A 19,628-nucleotide genomic window follows, 5' to 3' on the forward strand; every position below is an offset into this window, starting at 1 on the left:
TTTGCGGCATTTCCAATGTTTCAATTCTGGAACGCTTCCAGATCTGTCGCAATCAAAATTCGACCTTTGCAAAGCAGCCGTTTATATATGCTGATAGCAGGAGATCAGATCAGGAATGCGGAAAGTCAACCGTCCCTTATCCCGGAAATGACCGCAAAAATGCGGCATCAACACAGAGACGAAAATCCATGTCCCGCCCGATGAGCAAAACCGCCATAGAAGAATTTTTTCAGCGTCTTTCGGATGCCGACCCGGAACCTAAGGGGGAGCTGGATTACACCAATCCCTATACGCTTCTGGTCGCTGTTGCACTATCAGCGCAGGCAACAGATGTTGGTGTCAACAAGGCCACCAAAAAGCTGTTCCAGATCGTCGAAACCCCGCAGGACATGCTTGACCTTGGCGAAGAAGCCCTGATCGAACACATCAAAACCATTGGGCTCTATCGCGGCAAGGCCAAGAATGTCATGGCTGCTGCACGCATTCTTGTTGAAAAACATGGCGGGATCGTCCCCAACGATCAGGATGCGCTTGAAGAATTGCCCGGCGTTGGTCGCAAAACAGCCAACGTTGTCCGCAACATTGCTTGGGGCGAACACACGATGGCTGTTGATACCCATATTTTCCGGCTCGGTAACCGGACGGGGATGGCAAACGGCAAAAACGTGCTCGCTGTTGAAAAGGGTCTTTTGAAAAAGGTCCCGTCACGCTTCATGAACCATGCCCATCACTGGCTGATCCTGCATGGTCGTTATATTTGCAAGGCACGCAAACCACGCTGTGGTGACTGCATCGTCAATGACCTGTGCAATTACAAAGACAAAACACCCGCCGAAGCATAATCGGCGGGTGTTTGAGAGCGTAACAGCAGTCTCCAAATCCGAACAGATCAGAAAACCTGATCGAATGCAGCAGGTGCCGGTGCGACAACCTTTGCGCCATCAGGCTGGATTTGCATAACTGCATAGCCACGTTCCGAACGTCCCTGAGCCGTCAGACGGAAAATACCGTCCACCCCGACAAACCCGTTCGGGTTCGTAACAGCTTCGTTGGTCATCTGACCGGAATCGCGCGACAGCACAGCGGCAAGGGCCGCACTGTCATAGGCAAGGCTCGAAATACGCGGGGGTTGTTCACCAAAGGTCCGCTGGAAGCGATCCGAGAACAGTTTCCAGTTTTCGGGATCCGGTGCAGCAAAAATGCCGCCCTTAAGTGCCGGCTCGGAAAACAGGCCCGGATCATTCCAGCCGAATGTCCCGATAAACTGAACCTGCGCACCATCGACATCAAAATAGGCCAACAGTGCAGAAACCTGACGGAGCTCGCCACCGGTTGCCGGCAGGATCAACGCGTCAAAATCAAGTTCACCAAGTGTATCGACACCTTCCAAACGCTTCAAAGCACGTTGGGATGCTGCCGAACCATCGGCCTGCAACTCGCGTTTACGTGCCCGCAAGTTTGCCCGTCTGGCATCATAATTGGCAAAATCACGAATTGTCTGTTCCAGATTTTCCGACCCCGGTGCATAGAACGCGACCCGGCCAAGGCTGCCACCGACACGTGAAACAACACCCTGCAATGCGCCTGCGATCTGGCGCCCATAGTCGTTTTGCGGCAGCAGGGCTGCAAATCGGTATTTACCCTGTGTTGTTGCATAGCCAGCAGCACGCGCAATCTGGTCTTCGGGGACAAAGCCGTTAACCCAGACACCGCTTTCGGCAACCCGCTGATTGTTCGAAAATGCGATTACCGGAACACCGGCGGCCTTGGCGATTTCACTGGCACCGCTAACCGATTCGGCAAAAAGCGGGCCAAGAATCATCTTTGCCCCGGCATTGATCGCCTGATGGGCTGCGGCCTGCCCACCCTGATAAGTTCCTGCCGTGTCAATCGGCATCAGGACGAAATCGTCACCGGCAACATCAAACATTGCAAGTTCGGCCGCATGGCGCATCGCCCGGCCAAGCTCCTCGTTTGGCCCGGAAAGCGGCAGCAGAAGTGCAACGCGCTTTTCATTTAATGCCGCTTCATCGTTATAAAGCGTCAGAATCTCCTGACCCTCTCCCTCCGGCAGGGCGGCATCGCCCGGCCAAGGGTTGGCATCCGTAATAAGCCCCTGATCGGGGGCTCTGGTCGGATCGTTTGCAGGGTTATTTGCCGTTTCCACAGGCGCCCCATCCCGTTGCATGCCCAACAGGTCCGTGATACTCGTGGTCGCGTTACATGCCGCAAGCCCCAGCGAAAGGACCACCACAGATGCCGTCCGGCGCGCGACCCGGCACCATGCCGAATTCCCGTCCTGATTCTGCAACGGATGACGTTTCGGAAAACCCACTCTCACCTCCCGATAGCTCGTTTCGCACGCAGGGTAATGCGCGCGACGGATCAAGTAAACCAGATGAACGACACTTGCCACTTTCATCAGGTCTTTATCTTGTCGCTACTCCAATCGGTAATTTGGGCGATATTACGTTTCGTGCGCTCGATATCCTCAAACGTGCCGATATTATCCTGTGTGAAGACACCAGAACATCGGGCAAGTTGTTGTCGCGATATGGCGTAAAAACCAAACGGATCGCCTATCACGAACATAACGCCGCCAAAATGCGCCCCGAAATCATGGAACGCCTTGGCAAGGGACAGGGGCTTGCGCTGATTTCGGATGCCGGAACGCCCCTGATCAACGATCCCGGCTACAAACTGGTCCGTGATTGCAAGGCAGAAGGCTTCAATGTCACTGCTGCCCCCGGCGCCTCGTCACCGATTGTGGCTCTTATTTTATCGGGACTTCCCAGTGACCACTTCTTTTATGCTGGCTTCCTACCCCCCAAGACATCGGCACGCAAAAAGGAACTGGCACGATTTTCAAGCATTCCCGGAAGCCTGATCTTTCTTGAGAGTCCCAAACGACTGGCAAGCAGTCTTGCCGATATGGCTGAAATGCTGGGCGAAGCGCGCGAAGCAGCCGTCACCCGCGAACTCACAAAAATGTTTGAGGAAGTTCGAACCGGAACACTTGGCAATCTGGCGGCTCATTACGCCACCGAAGGCGCGCCCAAGGGCGAAATCATTGTTGTTGTCGGGCCGCAGAATGAACAGGACGCCGAACCCGACGCCGATGACATTGATGCGCGCCTGATCGGACTTCTGAAAACCCTGCGTACCAAAGAAGCCGCCGATCAGTTGGCCAAGGAAACCGGCCTTAAAAAGCGTGATCTTTATAATCGGGCGCTTGAACTTTCCAAACCATCCAGGGGATAGCCATGAAATCCGCCCGGACAACACGCGACACAGGCCGATCTGATCGTCGCAAGGCCGAGCAGGCCGGTAGACGTGCTGAATGGTTATGCGCAATGTGGCTTCGGCTATGCGGTTATCGTATTCTCCAAACCCGGTATCGCTGCCCGGTCGGCGAAATCGATATCATCGTCAAAAAAGGCAATCTGATCGCCGCAATCGAAGTCAAAAATCGCGCTAACCTCGACGATGCACTGCATGCTTTGCGCCCCAAACAGCAACAACGCATTGCCCGCGCTCTTTCAAACTTCGCCTCAAACATAGGGCATCATGGCGATTTGCGGTTTGACATCATAGCCGTACGGAACGGCTGGCGTATCAGGCATTTGAAAAACGCCTGGATGCTGTGATCAGATTAATCACGGATGCATCTTTGCGCCCTTGATGATTTTGTCAGTCACCCGTTTTTCCGCGCGCAAAGCAATTCCGACCGCTTTGGCATCCTCTGGCGAGAACTGCCCGAAAGCATCGCGATTGGCTTCGTCATGACCGGTTGAAAACATTTCCTCGACATAAAGCGATGTGGTTACCCCACGCTCAAGGGCACGGCGGTGAATCTTTGCCATTGTCGCGGCATCAGCCGACAGAACGATCACCGGTTGGCGGGACAAGGGGTTATAGATATTATTGTCACGGTCTTTATAGGGTTCCCCGATGATTTCGGGAAACTGGGCGACAATACCGCTCATTAAAAATGCCGTCACATTCAGCGATTGCCAATTTTCGAGATCATTGCGAAGAACAATGGCGACTTTGGTATCAAACATTTGCACATCCGTTGATTTTCAGGTTCGGGAGGTTGTCGGAAAAACCGTAATGCTGGATTCTGTAAACCAAACCCCATCAGACGGTCTTGAACGTTTGTGCAAACCGCGCGAGCACTTCATTTCTGCGGCCCCGCTGCCGGGGATCGAGCGAATGGAAGCCCTTTTCTTTGGTAATATGTTTGCCCCCCATCGCCACGATACCTATGCGCTGGGCATCACCATGCAGGGCGTTCAGACCTTCAACTATCGCGGCTCTTCCTGTGCCAGTCAGCCCGGTAATGTGATCATCCTTCACCCCGACGAGGTCCATGACGGAGGTGCAGGAACCGAGGACGGTTTGCGCTATCGCATGCTTTATCTCGAACCATCACTGCTACGGCAGGGCCTTGGCACGGATACGGCTTCCCTGCCCTTTGTTTCTGATCCCGTCATTGCCGACTCGCAGCTGGCAGCAACCCTTGCCTCAATGCTCGCCCATCTTGATGAAGATGTTGATCCCCTTCTGATAGATCAATTTATCTCTGACATCGCCACCGGCCTTGCGCAGCACGCCAAAAACTCAATGAAACCGATTGGCTTTCTGGCGTTGGAACACATGGAACGGGCCAAACAATATCTTGAAGACAACTTTGATCGCCCGGTACAGTCCGCCGAGCTTGAAGAGGTCACGGGGCTTGATAGATATCGTCTTATCCGTCAATTCCGTGCCTGTTTTGGGACAACACCATATCGTTATCTGATGATGCGTCGCCTGCAAAAAGCCCGCATCCTTATCAGCCTTCGCCAGCCGCTGGTCGATATTGCGGGTGATACCGGATTTGCTGATCAAAGCCATCTTAATCGGCATTTCAAACGTGCATTTGGTATCACACCCGGCCGTTGGGCCGAACTCACATGCGAAAAAAGTCATTAATCGGTCAAACCGCGCTTCGAGTTTAAAACTCCTTAACCGGCTGCGCTCATATTGGCAGTTGAGACGACGGGGGAACGCGGGGCGAGAAACCGATAGATGACATTGCTGTCACGCACATTGCGACGGTCAAAGGGCCGTATTGTTAAAGTCAGGAATTATATTGCGCAGGCAGGACCCGTTCTGGTGATCCTTGCTTTTATGCCACTTGCGGGGTGCACGTCTCTTGCAGTGGGTGCAGGTGCAACTGCCGGTGTGGCCGCCCTACAGGAACGCGGATTTGGCGGCGCGGTCAGCGATACCGCAATCACGGCCGAGATCTGGCAGAAGTTCCTGACCGAAGACGAAAACCTGTTTCGCCGGATCGAAATCGAAGTAGTTGAGGGGGAAGTTCTGCTTGCCGGAACGGTTGAAAATACCGACAGCGAACTTAAAGCGGTCGAACTGGCCTGGCAGGTCAATGGCGTAAACCGTGTCATCAACGAAATCAATGTCGGTCAAGGCAGCAGTTTAATGGACAGCGCCAGTGATCTTTTGATCACGACCCGCATCAAAACCGCACTGATGTTTGACACAGACGTCTATGCGATTAACTACAGTGTCGAAACCATCAATGGTACCGTCCATATCATGGGCATCGCGCAAAGCGAACATGAGCGCAACCTTGTCATCTCTCATGCACGCGCTACCAGTTATGTCAGACGCGTCGTCAGTCATGTAAGACTTAAGGACGACCCACAACGCCAGAGGACCTGAGCATTATTATTGATCGGGAAAAGGACATCACAGCAAAAGATCGCCAATGGCTTACCGATTACGGTAACGGCCAATATCCCGATGCAACTGCGGCCGAGGCCGCTTTGCATTTTGCACGGTTAAACGACCCCAGCCGGGATATTGCACCTTATATCGATTTGCTTGAAGCCATTTCTGGTGATGTCCGCAACCGGATTGGCTCCCTATCTGCGCAATCAAGAGATGAAGATGGCCGTGCCGTCGTCGACCTAATCGTGCAGGCCATGCAGGATGTTATCCCCGGTCACTATCAGTTTCAGGGCGATGCGGAAAATTATGACGATATCGCCAATGCAGATTTGATGTCGGTCATTGATCGAAAGCGCGGTCTTCCTGTGGCGCTCGCATTGCTTTACGTACATGTCGCAAAACGTTGCCAGATAGAGATCACGGGCATCGATTTTCCTGGTCACTTTCTGCTGCGTCTGCAATCCGGGGGGGCGCGAAGAATGATCGATCCCTTCCATGGCGGCATCACATTGGGTTCTGCCGAGTTACGCGAGTTGTTGAAGGCGTTTCAGGGGCTAGATGCAGAACTGCAACCCGCTCACTATCGTGAAGCATCTGATATTGCGATATTGTTACGACTTCAAAACAATATAAAGGTTAGGGCCCTTCGGCGGGGCGAGCTGGCCCTCGCCGCGCGTGTGATTGACAACAGTTTGCTGATTGCACCTGACCATGACGGGCTTTGGCATCAGCTCGGCGCGCTTTACGCCCGCCTGCACGAAGATGCAAAAGCACTCCATGCCTTCACCCGGTTCGTTGAACTGTGTAAGAACCCGATGCATCGGGCCCGCATAAGTGCTGTTGTCGAAGAACTGCGTGATCGCCTCGGTCATCAATCTTCTGACCGCAAGAATGACACGCGCGACGTGCCAAATTCAGATACGCCAGTGCAGCTATATCCGATCCGGTCGCAAAACACGGATCACAAAAATCCCTCGGACAATCCTGATTCCGGTCAACCCTGAACTCCTCAGTAGTGTCAAGGCACGGGGAAGCCACTTCAGACTTAACCGCTATTTTCCCAGTACAAGATTGATTGTATATTCCTATATTATATTTTTTAGGAATTTTATGTATATCTAGATGAAGACATACCAGTCTGTTTGAATTTTAACACGCCTCTTATCTTCGCTAATTTCATAATTAAGATAAATAAAACGATCTTATAGTGAGATTTATGAGTAGCAACAGAGCGCTAAAGACATCACATCGGCAAACAATAGGTAAAGAGCCCTCATCATGCCTTGGAGGAGTCAAAAAGCGCGGTTTTCTGCGCATCGTGGAATCGGCGACCAGGGTGTGACGAATCAATTTCCGACAATGGCAAAAAATTTCGGTCAACAAAGATTGAATTGATTTCGGAAAGCCGCGTGAAAAACTACGGATGCAGTTTTTCACGTCCTTAACGCAGGGTTAAAAGACCGGACGCGAAACGGTCGCGATGCTTGCACCGCGATTTTCATTCTCTATACTCCCGCTCCAGATCATCCGACCCATAAAGGCGATGGCAGCCAAGCACTATGACTTGCCGAACCTTGACTGTCGGGAAATACCGAAAAAAGCTTAGGAAATTCAAGTCAATGAGTGACACCAAATTCGACGTCGTCGGAATCGGCAATGCCATTGTCGACGTTCTTTCTCACTGCAAGGAAGAAGACCTTGGCCGTTTGAACCTTGTAAAGAACGCCATGACTCTGATCGACGCCGAAACCGCCGACAGTCTTTACGCCCAAATGGGCCCTGGCCTTGAAATGTCCGGTGGATCCGCTGGCAATACCATGGCGGGGATTGCGGCCCTTGGTGCCAAAGGTGCTTATATTGGCAAGGTGCGTAACGATCAACTGGGTGAGGTTTTCCGCCACGATATCCGTGCCATCGGCGTTTCCTTTAATTCGACCCCGGCAACAAGCGGCTCCCCAACGGCGCGCTGCCTGATTTTCGTGACACCGGATGGTCATCGTACCATGAATACCTTCCTTGGTGCCTGCACGGAGCTTGGCCCGGATGATATCGATGCCGAACTGATCGCATCGGCCAAGGTCACCTACATGGAAGGATATCTTTGGGATCGGCCCGAAGCGAAGGAAGCTTTCATCAAGGCCGCACAGGTCGCGCACGATGCCGGACGACAGGTTTCGATCAGCCTGTCTGATTCCTTCTGTGTCGACCGTCATCGTGAATCGTTCCGCGATCTGGTCCATAATCATATCGACGTACTGTTTGCCAACGAAGACGAGATCAAATCGCTTTACGAGGTCGACACCTTCGAAGAAGCCCTGGCGGAAGTCCGTAAACACTGCAAAGTCGCAGCCCTGACCCGCAGTGAAAAAGGTTCGGTCATTGTATCGGATGACGAAGTCATACAGGTTGATGCCGAACCGGTTGCCCGCGTGATTGACACCACCGGCGCAGGTGATCTTTTCGCATCGGGCTTCCTTTATGGCTACACACGTGGCGATAGTCTTGCGACATGTGGTCGCCTTGGCTCGATTTGTGCTGCCGAAGTGATTTCGCATATGGGCGCACGCCCCGATGCAGACCTTAAGGAACTGGTTGCGAAGACTCTTTGACCCTTCGCCATGGTTTCACGATAAAATTCACGGGACGGCAACATTTGGTTGCCGTCCCGTTTCTTTTGTAGCAATTGCCGGTATTCTGCCGTTTTGCAATGCACACAAAGATTGACTTTCTCCAGTTAATAGCGCAAGAACCCGGCATTGCATAAAAATCAACCCCGCATGGCATGCACAAGGCTGGTCATTCGCCTCGACATTGGCTATGACAGGGCGGCTTCCGAGCCAAACTGCAATTTGTCTTTTGGGCCAGTAAACATTCAGCATGTGCAGTGCTGCGCTAATGCGCGGGTTTGAACTTGCCGACCGGGCAACACCGGTCCTGCGGCAGCTGAATATCTACTGGCCTTGAAACTTTTACTGACCGATGCGCAAGGGATGTATCCCGGCGCGCGGCATTTTTATTCTGGAGTCCGCGCCAATGAACTTGCGCAATATCGCCATTATCGCACACGTCGACCATGGCAAAACCACTCTCGTCGACGCGATGTTCCGTCAATCCGGTGTTTATCGTGACAACCAGCGTGTTGATGAACGCGCCATGGACAGTAACGATCTGGAACGCGAACGCGGCATCACCATCATGGCAAAGCCGACCGCAATTCAGTGGGGCGATACGCGTATCAATATCGTCGATACCCCGGGCCACGCCGATTTCGGTGGTGAAGTCGAACGTATCCTGTCGATGGTTGACGGTGTTGTTCTGCTGGTTGACTCGGCCGAAGGCCCGATGCCACAGACCAAATTCGTTCTGGGTAAAGCCCTGAAACTCGGCCTGAAGCCGATCGTGATCATCAACAAGATCGACCGCCCGGACCAACGCGCAGAAGAAGTTCTCGACGAGATATTTGATCTGTTCGTGTCGCTCGAAGCCAATGACGAACAGCTTGATTTCCCGGTTCTGTATGCCTCCGGTCGTGATGGCTGGGCTGCCGAGGCACCGGAAGGCCCGAAAGAAAACCTGACACCGCTGATGAACCTGGTTCTGAACTATGTTCCGGCACCGAAGGCAGAAGTTGACGCGCCGTTCGCAATGATTGCGACCATGCTGCATGCTGACAACTTCCTTGGCCGTATCCTGACTGGCCGTGTCGCACAGGGCCGCGCAAAACTTAACATGCCGGTCAAGGTTCTGCGTGGTGATGGCACTGTCGAAACCGGTCGTCTTTCAAAATTGATGGGTTTCCGTGGTCTTGATCGTGTCCCGCAGGAAGAAGCTGTTGCTGGCGACATCATCGCGATTGCCGGTCTGACCGACGCAACCGTTGCCGACACCATCTGCGCACCGGAAGTCACCAGTGCAATTTCAAGCCAGCCGATTGATCCGCCGACCCTTGCCATGACTTTCTCGGTCAACAACTCTCCGCTTGCTGGGCAGGAAGGCGACAAGGTTACATCGCGCATGATCCGTGCCCGTCTGGAACGCGAAGTCGAAGGCAACATTGCCATTCAGCTGTCGGAAACCGCGGATAAGGACGCCTTTGAAGTCGCAGGTCGTGGTGAACTTCAGCTTGGCGTTCTGATCGAAACCATGCGTCGCGAAGGTTACGAACTGTCGATCTCGCGTCCGCGCGTTCTGATCAAGGAAATCGACGGCGTCCTGTCCGAGCCGTTTGAAGAAGTCCAGGTCGACGTGGACGAAGAATTTGCCGGTGCCGTCGTTGAAAAGATGAGCCTGCGCAAGGCCGAAATGACCGACATGCGCTCAAGCGGTGGCGGCAAGACCCGTATCATGTTCCTGGCACCGTCGCGTGGCCTGATCGGTTATCATGGCGAATTCCTGACCGATACCCGCGGTACCGGCGTGATGAACCGTGTGTTCCATTCCTATGGTCCGGTCAAAGGTTCGATTGCAGGTCGTCGTAATGGTGTTCTGATTTCGAACGATCAGGGCGATGCGGTTGCCTATGCCCTTTGGGGGCTGGAAGATCGCGGTTCGATGTTCATCAATCCGGGCGAACGTGTCTATGAAGGCATGATCATCGGCGAACACAACCGCAACAACGACCTTGAAGTTAACATTCTCAAGGGTAAAAAACTGACCAACGTCCGCGCATCGGGCAAGGATGATGCCATTACCCTGACCCCGCCGCGTCGTATGTCGCTTGAAGAAGCGCTGGCTTATATCCAGAACGACGAACTGGTCGAAGTTACCCCGCAAAGCATCCGTATTCGCAAGCTGCACCTCGACCCGAACGTGCGCAAACGCGAAAGCCGCAAATCGGAATCCGAAACCGTTTAAACCGGTTTGGATCGTGATTTAGAAGGGTCGCCTGCTTGGGCGGCCCTTATACATTGAGAGGCACGAACATTTGCTATGATGTTCGTGCCTTTTTCATCAGGGGTCTCGTCCCGAAGTCGACATTGTCTGCGCCTATAGCTGACAATGTCGACTTCGGGACGAGACATACAATCGCCTACACCGTTTCGGCATTCCTTAACGTGTTTCCCCTAATTTCGCACAAGGCCGCATTCAGACGGGGAATATCCATGCACGACACAGCCTTGCGCAGTTGGGGTGATTCATTTCGGGCGTTCATTCATCCACGCGTGATTACCATGCTGTTCATGGGACTGTCGGCCGGGATTCCCATCCTGCTGATTTTCTCAACCCTGTCGATCTGGCTACGCGAAGCCGGCGTGGAACGTTCTACCGTCACCTATTTCAGCTGGGCCGCCCTTGGTTATTCTTTCAAATTTGTCTGGGCCCCCCTTATTGACCGGCTGCCGTTCCCGATTTTGCATGGTGCTCTTGGACGTCGGCGAAGCTGGCTGATTATTGCCCAATGTGCCATTATCGGCGCCATCCTTTGGATGGGCTTTACCGATCCGGCCGAAAACCTGACTACTATGGCCTTTGCTGCTGTTGCGCTTGGCTTTGCATCGGCAACACAGGACATCGTGATTGACGCCTATCGCATCGAGGCAGCAGATACCGACCTGCAAGCCATGATGAGCTCGGCCTATATCGGTGGGTATCGTATCGGAATGATTGTCGCCGGTGCCGGAGCATTGACCATTGCCGGACTATTTGAGGCCGAAGGCAGTTATGAGCCGATTGCTTGGACAATTGCCTATGGCTGCATGGCTCTGGCCATGGGGATCGGCGTTATCACCACGCTGATCATTCGCGAACCCACCGTAAATCGGACTGACAGCAAGTATTTTCATAAAACATCCGATTACGGTCGTTTCCTTCTGATGTTTGCGCTGACTGTGATCGCCTTCATCATTGCCAACATCTATGCCAGCGACCTGACCGAGCCATTAAAAACGGCTTTAGTCGAAAACGGAATGATCGACGGACTGGCTGGTTTCATCGCCGGGTTTCTCAAACTAGCCATCTCTGTCGCAGCCGCAATCCTTTTCGCATGGCTGACCACACGTATCGGCGTAACCCCAACCGGCATGGTTCAGGAAACCTATGTCGCACCGGTTAAGGATTTCATCGACCGCTATGGCAAGGCTGCGATAGTTGTGCTGGCACTCATTGGCGTCTATCGGATTGCCGATATCGTCATGGGGGTCATGGCCAATGTTTTCTATACCGATCTGGGCTTTTCCAAGGAAGAAATAGCAGCTGTTTCCAAAACATTTGGCCTGTTCATGACCATCGCAGGCAGCTTCCTTGGCGGTCTTCTTTCGGTTCGCTACGGGGTCGTGCGTATCCTGTTTCTTGGCGCACTTCTCTCGGCAATTACCAACATCCTGTTTGCAATTATGGCTCATCTGGGCCCGAACACGATCATGTTTGCCGGTGTGATTATGGCCGACAACCTGTCAGGTGGTCTTGCAACAGCCGCCTTCATCGCCTACCTGTCGGGCCTGACCAATATTTCCTTTACTGCCATGCAATATGCGATCTTTAGCTCAATCATGACCCTGTTCCCCAAAATCCTTGCCGGATTTTCGGGCAGTGTCGTCGATGCGCTCGGTTACAGCTGGTTCTTTATCGGCACAGCCCTGATTGGCATACCCGTGCTGTATCTCGTTGTCCTGGCCGGTAGGCTGATGACACAGAATACCGCAGAAAAAGCCGCGCACGCAGCAGCGATAACCGAAGACGGCTAACCAACAGTTATTCATCAAGGCAAAATAAAACCGGGCACCACATAATGGCACCCGGTTTCAGATCTTCTGATGTCACGACGCTCAGGCGGCCTGTTCAGCCTCATCCTGTGTCAGCAGTGCATAGATTGCATCCGCAGAACCCGCACCGCGCAACTTGTCGCACATGCCCTGATTACGCAGAAGGCGGGAAATACGCGCCAGTGCTTTCAGGTGATCTGCACCAGCTTCTTCCGGGGCAATCAGCATGCAAAACAAATCGACAGGATGTTCGTCAACGGCATCGAACTCAATCGGGTTCTGAGCACGCGCAAAGATCATGTGCAACCGGTCAAGATCCGCCAGCTTGCCGTGCGGAATCGCGACACCACCACCTACGCCGGTGCTGCCAAGTTTTTCACGGTCAAGCAAAACGGAAAAAATCTCGCCCGCTTCACGCCCGGTGACGTCAGCTGCCTTTTCGGCAAGTTCCTCAAGGACAGCCTTTTTCGCACCGGACCGCAGGGCCGGTATTACCCCCGAAGGGGAAAGAATCGATGATATGTCCATTTTTCGCGTTGCGTTGTTTGGCTCGGAAGAATCTGTGTCCGTCACGCTGCACCAGCCTCCTTATCGGATGGGTCAAGCCACCCGATATTGCCGTCAGCACGACGATATACAACATTCAATCCGCCATGTTTGCCATTCCGGAACATAAGTGCCGGAATGTCCCCCAAGTCGAGCCGCATAACAGCTTCTCCAACAGAGAGCGTATCAATGCGATCCGATGTTTCAGCGACGATCACAGGCTCGAAGCCGTTGACATGTTCGTCATCAGAATGATCGTCGTCTTCCTGTGCGATCACATAATGTGTCGCATCAATTCTTGCCTGCTCATACTGATCACGGTTGGTATGATGGTCACGCAGACGCCGCTTGTAGCGTCGCAACTGTTTAGCGACACGATCACAGGCGGAATCGAAGGCAGGATACACTTCATTCGCTGATGCCTTCGCCTGAACCAACATGCCCTTGCCGACATGGACCGATATCTGCGTGATGTAGAGATGCGCCTCTTTGGTGATGGTCACCGTTGCTTCGATCGCGTGATCGAAATATTTCTCTACCGCAGGGTCCAACGTCTCGACGACGTGTTGACGGAGTGCGTTACCAACGTCGAGTTGTTTACCAATAACCGTAATTTGCATGGATCGCCTATCCCCAGTTGAGTGACTTCCCAGTACATATGGACATTCAGTGCCCCTCAATCAGGAGGCCGCACCATATTCCCTCGTTAATGCCAAGTCAACATTTGGGTATTATTGCTGAATATACAATACCTTAAGGTATATTTTGCAGTGTTTGACTGGCTAGGAAACCCGCGACTTTTTTTCGCGCCGTCGCTGGACCGACGAGGGAATTCTCATCGCTTCGCGGTATTTTGCCACTGTTCGGCGGGCGATGTCGATCCCTTCCTTTTGAAGCAGCTCGACAAGTTTGTCATCAGACAAAATCTTTTTCGGATCTTCCCCGTCTATCAATGACTTGATGCGATGACGAACAGATTCAGAAGAATGCGCATCTCCGCCATCCGCAGATGAAATTGCCGTGGTGAAAAAGTACTTCAACTCGTAAACGCCACGCGGGGTCGCCATAAACTTGCCATTGGTCACCCGTGAAACCGTGCTTTCATGCATGCCGATTGCTTCGGCGATATCGCGCAGGATCAACGGGCGCAAGTGCGACACGCCGTAATTGAAGAATCCATCCTGCTGACGCACGATCTCGCTTGCGACTTTCATGATCGTGGTAGCACGTTGATGCAGTGCCTTTACCAGCCAATTGGCGTTCTGAAGCTTCTCGCTAAGAAAACTTCGTTCCTCGCGATTACGCAGCCCCTGTCCTATCTTTACGGCGTAATCCTCGTTCACCAATACGCGCGGCAATGCATCGCTGTTCAGTTCAAGATGCCAGTTGCCGCTTCCGGCTGCGCGCATCAGAACATCGGGAATGACCGGCGTTGCCGGTTCCCCATCGGCGGTTCGCCCCGGACGCGGATCAAGGGTGCGAATTTCGGAAATCATGTCCGAAAGATCATCGGTATCCACGCCGCATATCCGGCGCAAGCGATCAAATTCACGACGCGCAAGCAAATCCAGATTAGCCAGCAACGCTGCCATCGCTGGATCAAACCGATTAAGCTCACGCAATTGCAGTTCGAGGCATTGGGCAAGGTCGCGGGCGAAGATGCCCACTGGCTCAAATCCCTGCATAACGGCAAGAACGCGCAATACATCGCTCATTTCGCATTCAAGTGCCTCGGCAACCTCTTCAAGCGGCCCGGCGACATAGCCATTTTCATCAAGCATATCGATCAGGTAGCTGCCAATCATGCGTGAAATGGCATCCGCAAACGCGATGTTAAGCTGATCATCAAGTGACTGACGAAGTGTCGCCTTGTCGGCAAGCGTCTGTTCCAGGCCAGGCAGATCTTCGCCGCTGCCTCCACCACCCGTTCCACCGCTATAGGGCGACGAATAATCATGGTTTCCGGCAACCGGGGCACCATCGGGAGTGATTTCACCTTCGCCGTTGTAAAGGGCATCTGGCGCACAATCGAGCGGACCGGAATCGCCGGTGCTCATGGTTTCACTTGACGTCAGGCGGTCGGTGCCAAAACGATCTTCTCGATCAGAAAAATCATCGCTGGTACGGGAATCGATACCCTGATCGCCATTCCCGACTGCCCCGTCACCTGTTTCGGCAAAGGTTTGCCCCGGATCTGCGCGTTCCAGCAGCGGATTTTCCAGCAATTCACTATCGATGAAATTGGAAAGTTCGATGTTGTTAAATTGCAGCAGTTTGATCGCCTGCTGCAACTGAGGCGTCATGACGAGAGACTGAGACTGACGAAGATCAAGCCGCGCCTTCAGGGCCATTATGAACTACCCCTCGTCAATCCGAACCCCCTAGAAACAAGGTGTGTGATCAAAGGCTGAAACGATCACCCAGATAAACCCTTCTGACATCGTCATTTCTGACGATTTCGTCAGGACCACCTTCCATCAAAACCCGACCGTCATGCAAGATATATGCCCGGTCAATGATGTCCAGAGTCTCGCGCACATTGTGGTCGGTAATCAAGACCCCAATGCCACGATCTTTCAGATGACGTACAAGATCGCGAATATCACCGACCGCAATCGGGTCAATCCCAGCCAGCGGCTCGTCCAGCAGAACGAAGTTCGGATGGGCCGCAAGGGCACGTGCAATCTCGCAACGGCGGCGTTCCCCACCCGACAGGGCAAGGGCAGGAGTGCGGCGCAAATGCTCGATGGCAAATTCCGCCAAAAGATCTTCCAGGTTCTGTTCACGCTTGATCCGGTCATCTTCCACGACCTCCAGAACCGCCATGATGTTCTGTTCGACCGTCATCCCGCGGAAAATCGATGCTTCCTGCGGCAAATAACCGATTCCCATGCGTGCACGCTGATACATCGGCATCATGGTGATATCGCGCCCATCAAGCGAAATATTCCCCCGATCCGGAGAAATCAGACCCGTGATGATATAAAAACTGGTTGTCTTTCCGGCGCCATTTGGTCCGAGAAGGCCGACGGCTTCGCCGCGTTGTACCGACATCGACACGTCTTTAAGCACCGGTCGCTTCTTGAAGCTCTTGCCAAGATTGTGCGCCACCAGCCCCTTGTTGGCTGTCACCAGCCGCGGGCCCGTACCGGAGGATGCATTGCTGCCACTACCGGTCTTTGGTGCATGTGTGTTGTCGGATTTTCCGCTTTTGCGCGACCAGAACAAATTCCCGACCCTTCGTCAGTTGCCATTCCCGGATTGGCCCGGGCTGTTTTCGTCGTCTTTTTCCGGCACAAGCAAACCGCGAACGCGGCTTTTGCCATCGCCATTTCCGCTGGCGGTCAATCGGCTGACACCTGTATTCAGGTCGACAACAGCGCGATCCCCATTCAGCTGGTTCTCGCCGCGCGTGATCTTAACCGATCCGACAAGGGTTGCGATACCCGTTTTCGCATCATAAACGCCTTGATTGCCAACCACAAAATCGGTTGACGTTCGGATGGTAACATTTCCATCACCGTCAATGCGGCTCAGTTCGTTTTCGCCATTCTTGCCTGCTTCGAACCGTGCCGTCAGAACATCACCGCGAAGGGTACGATCATCGGCAACGGCAACCGCATTACCACGTGCAACCGCCATACGTTCGGTTTCCCAGTATTCAAGGCTTTCTTCAGCGGTCAGGGTTTCATTGGGTGTTTTGTATCGCAGATCTTTACCCGTCAAAACGACAACGGCATCGTCAATGTCATAAATCGCCTGATCACCGGTTGCGACATCGGTTTCTGAAGACAGTTTTACGTTGCCCGTGGCAATGATACGGTAAATCTCGCTTTGACCGTCACGATCCCGATAAAGGGCACGCAGTTCATCTGCGTCCACACGGGAATTGCCGCGTTTAGCCACCGCATTACCTCGCGCAATCAGGACCTGCTCGTTACGACGCCATTCAATGCCGTTATCGGATTCGACCTCAAGCCCCCCGCTTCCACTTTGGGCAAGACCAAGTGGATCGGCATATGCCGCCACTGAGGGAACCAGCAGCGCGCCCCCAAAAACTGTCGCCATCAAAAAACGGCGCACCGCAAAACGCGCAACTGCGATCATGATTTACCTTTCAAAGCACTATCGAAAATCACCAGACGAGCATTCCCCAAAAAGCGGATCACGGCACCCTTGTCCTCAAGCTCAAACCCGGTGTCAGATTTGATCGTCCCGAACGGTCCCTGTCCATCGACAGGTTCATTGCCTTTGGCACTGCCGCTATTCAATGCGATCTCGGCCTGCTCGGTATGAATTTCAAACCCCTGATCGTGATACATATTCACGGTCCCGACCAGATCAAGCAATTCATCGGACTGGGTATAAAAACCTTCATCCGCCGTAAGTGCAATCCACGAACCATCTTCAAGCGTTATATCAGCCTGCGGTGCATCAAGATGCACATGTGCCAGCCGCTCGCCGCTTTCCGGTTGCTCAACCGCGTCGTTGGCTGTGACGGTGAAGGGTTGCTTATTCCCATCCACGCCAAAAAAGCGCGGATTGCTCATGGTAACATTTTCCATCAAATCATCGGGTGTGGTCGAAAAGCCAAGACGAAAACCGCTTTCCTGAACCTTCTCGATTTGTGGCCACAGCACAACAAGAGCAACAAGCGATGCCGCAATCAACGGCAGCACAAGTTTCAGCATGTTAACGATCGAACGGCGAAACGGATTGATTCGCACGTCCCGCCGCCCGGACGGAAGACGATCGTTCATGCGCGCATTACGCGCGGCCCTCTCGATCTCGGCCTTCCGTTCTTCGCTCATGGATTACGCAACCCCCAAACGCAGAAGGTCATGAATATGCACAAGGCCAACCGGCTTGCCTGCATCATCAACGACAAACAAGGCCGTGATGCTGCGATCATTCATAATCGCAAGTGCCTCGACAGCCAGAACATCGGATTTGGTCGCCTTGGGATTGGGTGTCATCACATCACCGACCCGCATTGCCACCAGATTGTCTGCCATATGCCTGCGTAGATCACCATCCGTTACGATACCGCTCATCACGCCTGTATCGTCGAGCACACCGACACAGCCAAATGACTTGCCAGTCATGATGACCAATGCCTCGGACATCAGCGCATTTTCCCCAATAAGTGGAATATCCGCAACGTCATGCATAACGTCACTAACACGCAGCAATCGCTGCCCCAGTTTGCCACCAGGGTGGAATGTGCGGAAATCATCGGCGCTGAAACCACGACGCTCCATCAAAGTCACAGCAAGCGCATCGGCAAAAGCCAGCATCGCTGTCGTCGACGTCGTCGGTGCCTGCCTGTTCGGGCAGGCTTCCGGGCTATTGGGCAGAATCAGCGGATAATCACATTGAGCTGCCAGCGAACTTTCCGGACGCCGGGTCATACCGATCAACGGCACGTTAAAGCGGCGCGTATACGCGATGATATCTGACAGTTCTGGTGTTTCGCCTGAATTCGACAGGGCCAAGACGGCATCATTCTTGCCGATCATCCCCAAATCGCCATGGCTGGCTTCAGCCGGATGCACAAAGAAGGATGGCGTTCCTGTCGAGGCAAAAGTTGCTGCGATCTTTTTGGCAATATGACCACTTTTACCCATGCCGGTTACGACAAGGCGGCCCGCAAGGCTCTCGATCAGATCGATTGCCTTGCAAAAATCGCCGTTTAAGGATTTTGCAAGATCACTGAGTGCATCGGCTTCAATTGCCAGAACCCGGCGGGCGACTTCAAGGTCTTTCTCCGATGCCGGTTCAGGCGTGTTTTGCGGTTTCGGGGTCACTGTCATCAGTTTCTTTATGCGTTTCCCGGCGGAACTAACTACGGGGAAAGATGGGCGGGATCATCTGCACTGGCAAGCGACAAAAGCAACGATCAGGTTAATGATGTCGGAAGGGATCATTCCCTTACGCCAAATGCCGTTGACGCAGAATTAACAATGCAGGCTCACCAGGAAAAATTTCAACACACCAAAAAGGCAAATCAGTGGGCAAAAATGTCTGTCTCTTCCCAGCCAGCAAGATCAAGTGTCGCCCGTGTCGGCAGGAACTCAAAACAGGCCTGGGCCAGTTCCGTTCTTCCTTCGCGCGCCAAACGACGATCAAGCTCTTCCTTGGCCTTGTGCAGATACAGCACATCGGACGCGGCATATGCGATCTGTTCATCTGACAGATCAGAAGAACCCCAGTCAGAGCTTTGCTGTTGCTTGTCGAGGTTGATTCCAACCAGCTCCCTTACAAGGTCTTTTAAACCATGGCGGTCGGTGTAGGTGCGCACGAGTTTGGATGCAATCTTGGTGCAATAGACTGGTGCACACCGCACACCAAGATACTTGTCCATCACAGCAATATCGAACCGCCCAAAGTGAAACAGCTTCAAAACCGACGGATCGGACAAAAGCTTTTTAAGGTTGGGCGCTTCGTAGCTTTCCACGTCAAACTTCACCAGATGAGCATCGCCATCCCCCGCCGAAAGCTGGACCACACAAAGACGATCACGATGCGGATTAAGGCCCATGGTTTCACTGTCAATGGCAACGGTTTTGCCAAGATCAAGCCCGTCGGGCAAGTCTCCATGATGAAGGAAATTGGTCATCGCAATTCTCCAGAATGCTGGTT

At 53.2% G+C, this 19,628-nt stretch carries 19 protein-coding genes; 9 read left to right on the plus strand and 10 right to left on the minus strand.

Annotation, left to right across the window (positions count from 1 at the left end):
• Window positions 1-200 precede the first annotated feature (200 nt).
• Entirely contained in the window at window positions 201-842 is a 642-nt protein-coding gene (nth, locus tag TH3_RS19930; RefSeq protein ID WP_007088585.1) for an endonuclease III, read from the plus strand.
• Window positions 843-889: 47 nt separating this feature from the next.
• Here nth and TH3_RS19935 read toward each other — a convergent pair whose 3' ends face one another.
• A complete protein-coding gene (locus TH3_RS19935; protein ID WP_007088584.1) occupies window positions 890-2,335 on the minus strand; it encodes a penicillin-binding protein activator in 1,446 nt (481 codons plus the stop codon).
• Window positions 2,336-2,409: 74 nt separating this feature from the next.
• Between TH3_RS19935 and rsmI the strand changes: the two genes are divergently transcribed.
• Window positions 2,410-3,261 (plus strand): 16S rRNA (cytidine(1402)-2'-O)-methyltransferase, encoded by an 852-nt coding sequence (gene rsmI, locus TH3_RS19940; protein WP_052268386.1) that lies wholly within the window; start codon window positions 2,410-2,412, stop codon window positions 3,259-3,261.
• A 2-nt stretch (window positions 3,262-3,263) separates the two neighbouring features.
• A complete protein-coding gene (locus TH3_RS19945; RefSeq protein WP_007088582.1) occupies window positions 3,264-3,647 on the plus strand; it encodes a YraN family protein in 384 nt (127 codons plus the stop codon).
• 9 nt (window positions 3,648-3,656) lie between these two features.
• Here TH3_RS19945 and TH3_RS19950 read toward each other — a convergent pair whose 3' ends face one another.
• Window positions 3,657-4,064 (minus strand): DUF2000 family protein, encoded by a 408-nt coding sequence (locus TH3_RS19950; protein ID WP_007088581.1) that lies wholly within the window; start codon window positions 4,062-4,064, stop codon window positions 3,657-3,659.
• Window positions 4,065-4,113: 49 nt separating this feature from the next.
• On the opposite strand from TH3_RS19950, the gene TH3_RS19955 reads away from it, so the two are divergent.
• The 6 genes from TH3_RS19955 (at window position 4,114) to TH3_RS19980 (ending at window position 12,422) form a co-directional block, all read left to right on the plus strand.
• Window positions 4,114-4,977 (plus strand): AraC family transcriptional regulator, encoded by an 864-nt coding sequence (locus TH3_RS19955; RefSeq protein WP_007088580.1) that lies wholly within the window; start codon window positions 4,114-4,116, stop codon window positions 4,975-4,977.
• A gap of 96 nt (window positions 4,978-5,073) precedes the next feature.
• Entirely contained in the window at window positions 5,074-5,730 is a 657-nt protein-coding gene (locus TH3_RS19960; protein ID WP_007088579.1) for a BON domain-containing protein, read from the plus strand.
• 104 nt (window positions 5,731-5,834) lie between these two features.
• Window positions 5,835-6,743: a SirB1 family protein gene (locus TH3_RS19965; RefSeq protein WP_007088578.1), complete on the plus strand. Its 909-nt coding sequence runs from the start codon at window positions 5,835-5,837 to the stop codon at window positions 6,741-6,743.
• A 615-nt stretch (window positions 6,744-7,358) separates the two neighbouring features.
• Entirely contained in the window at window positions 7,359-8,348 is a 990-nt protein-coding gene (locus TH3_RS19970; RefSeq protein WP_007088577.1) for an adenosine kinase, read from the plus strand.
• A gap of 424 nt (window positions 8,349-8,772) precedes the next feature.
• The gene (typA, locus tag TH3_RS19975; protein WP_007088576.1) at window positions 8,773-10,593 is read left to right on the plus strand and encodes a translational GTPase TypA; all 1,821 of its coding nucleotides are present in this window, start codon (window positions 8,773-8,775) and stop codon (window positions 10,591-10,593) included.
• Window positions 10,594-10,841: 248 nt separating this feature from the next.
• The gene (locus TH3_RS19980) at window positions 10,842-12,422 is read left to right on the plus strand and encodes an AmpG family muropeptide MFS transporter (protein ID WP_007088575.1); all 1,581 of its coding nucleotides are present in this window, start codon (window positions 10,842-10,844) and stop codon (window positions 12,420-12,422) included.
• An 81-nt stretch (window positions 12,423-12,503) separates the two neighbouring features.
• Here the strand turns inward: TH3_RS19980 and ptsN are convergent, their stop codons facing one another.
• The 8 genes from ptsN to TH3_RS20020 all read right to left on the minus strand — a co-directional run bounded on the left by ptsN (window position 12,504) and on the right by TH3_RS20020 (window position 19,605).
• Window positions 12,504-12,968, minus strand: a complete 465-nt coding sequence (ptsN, locus tag TH3_RS19985) for a PTS IIA-like nitrogen regulatory protein PtsN (RefSeq protein ID WP_007088574.1) — start codon at window positions 12,966-12,968, stop codon at window positions 12,504-12,506.
• A 41-nt stretch (window positions 12,969-13,009) separates the two neighbouring features.
• A complete protein-coding gene (gene hpf / locus TH3_RS19990) occupies window positions 13,010-13,606 on the minus strand; it encodes a ribosome hibernation-promoting factor, HPF/YfiA family (protein WP_007088573.1) in 597 nt (198 codons plus the stop codon).
• A gap of 162 nt (window positions 13,607-13,768) precedes the next feature.
• On the minus strand, window positions 13,769-15,337 hold the full coding sequence (rpoN, locus tag TH3_RS19995) for an RNA polymerase factor sigma-54 (RefSeq protein ID WP_007088572.1): 1,569 nt from the start codon (window positions 15,335-15,337) through the stop codon (window positions 13,769-13,771).
• A gap of 49 nt (window positions 15,338-15,386) precedes the next feature.
• Entirely contained in the window at window positions 15,387-16,118 is a 732-nt protein-coding gene (gene lptB / locus TH3_RS20000; RefSeq protein WP_246832234.1) for an LPS export ABC transporter ATP-binding protein, read from the minus strand.
• Window positions 16,119-16,229: 111 nt separating this feature from the next.
• Window positions 16,230-17,093, minus strand: coding sequence for an LptA/OstA family protein (locus TH3_RS20005; RefSeq protein ID WP_007088570.1), 864 nt, complete (start codon window positions 17,091-17,093; stop codon window positions 16,230-16,232).
• On the minus strand, window positions 17,090-17,797 hold the full coding sequence (gene lptC / locus TH3_RS20010; protein ID WP_007088569.1) for an LPS export ABC transporter periplasmic protein LptC: 708 nt from the start codon (window positions 17,795-17,797) through the stop codon (window positions 17,090-17,092). Before lptC ends, TH3_RS20005 begins: the two co-directional genes overlap by 4 nt.
• Before the next feature lie 3 nt (window positions 17,798-17,800).
• The gene (locus tag TH3_RS20015) at window positions 17,801-18,799 is read right to left on the minus strand and encodes a KpsF/GutQ family sugar-phosphate isomerase (RefSeq protein ID WP_007088568.1); all 999 of its coding nucleotides are present in this window, start codon (window positions 18,797-18,799) and stop codon (window positions 17,801-17,803) included.
• A gap of 194 nt (window positions 18,800-18,993) precedes the next feature.
• The gene (locus TH3_RS20020) at window positions 18,994-19,605 is read right to left on the minus strand and encodes a ribonuclease D (RefSeq protein WP_007088567.1); all 612 of its coding nucleotides are present in this window, start codon (window positions 19,603-19,605) and stop codon (window positions 18,994-18,996) included.
• Window positions 19,606-19,628: the final 23 nt, after the last annotated feature.

Source organism: Thalassospira xiamenensis M-5 = DSM 17429, assembly GCF_000300235.2.
Lineage (GTDB): Bacteria > Pseudomonadota > Alphaproteobacteria > Rhodospirillales > Thalassospiraceae > Thalassospira > Thalassospira xiamenensis.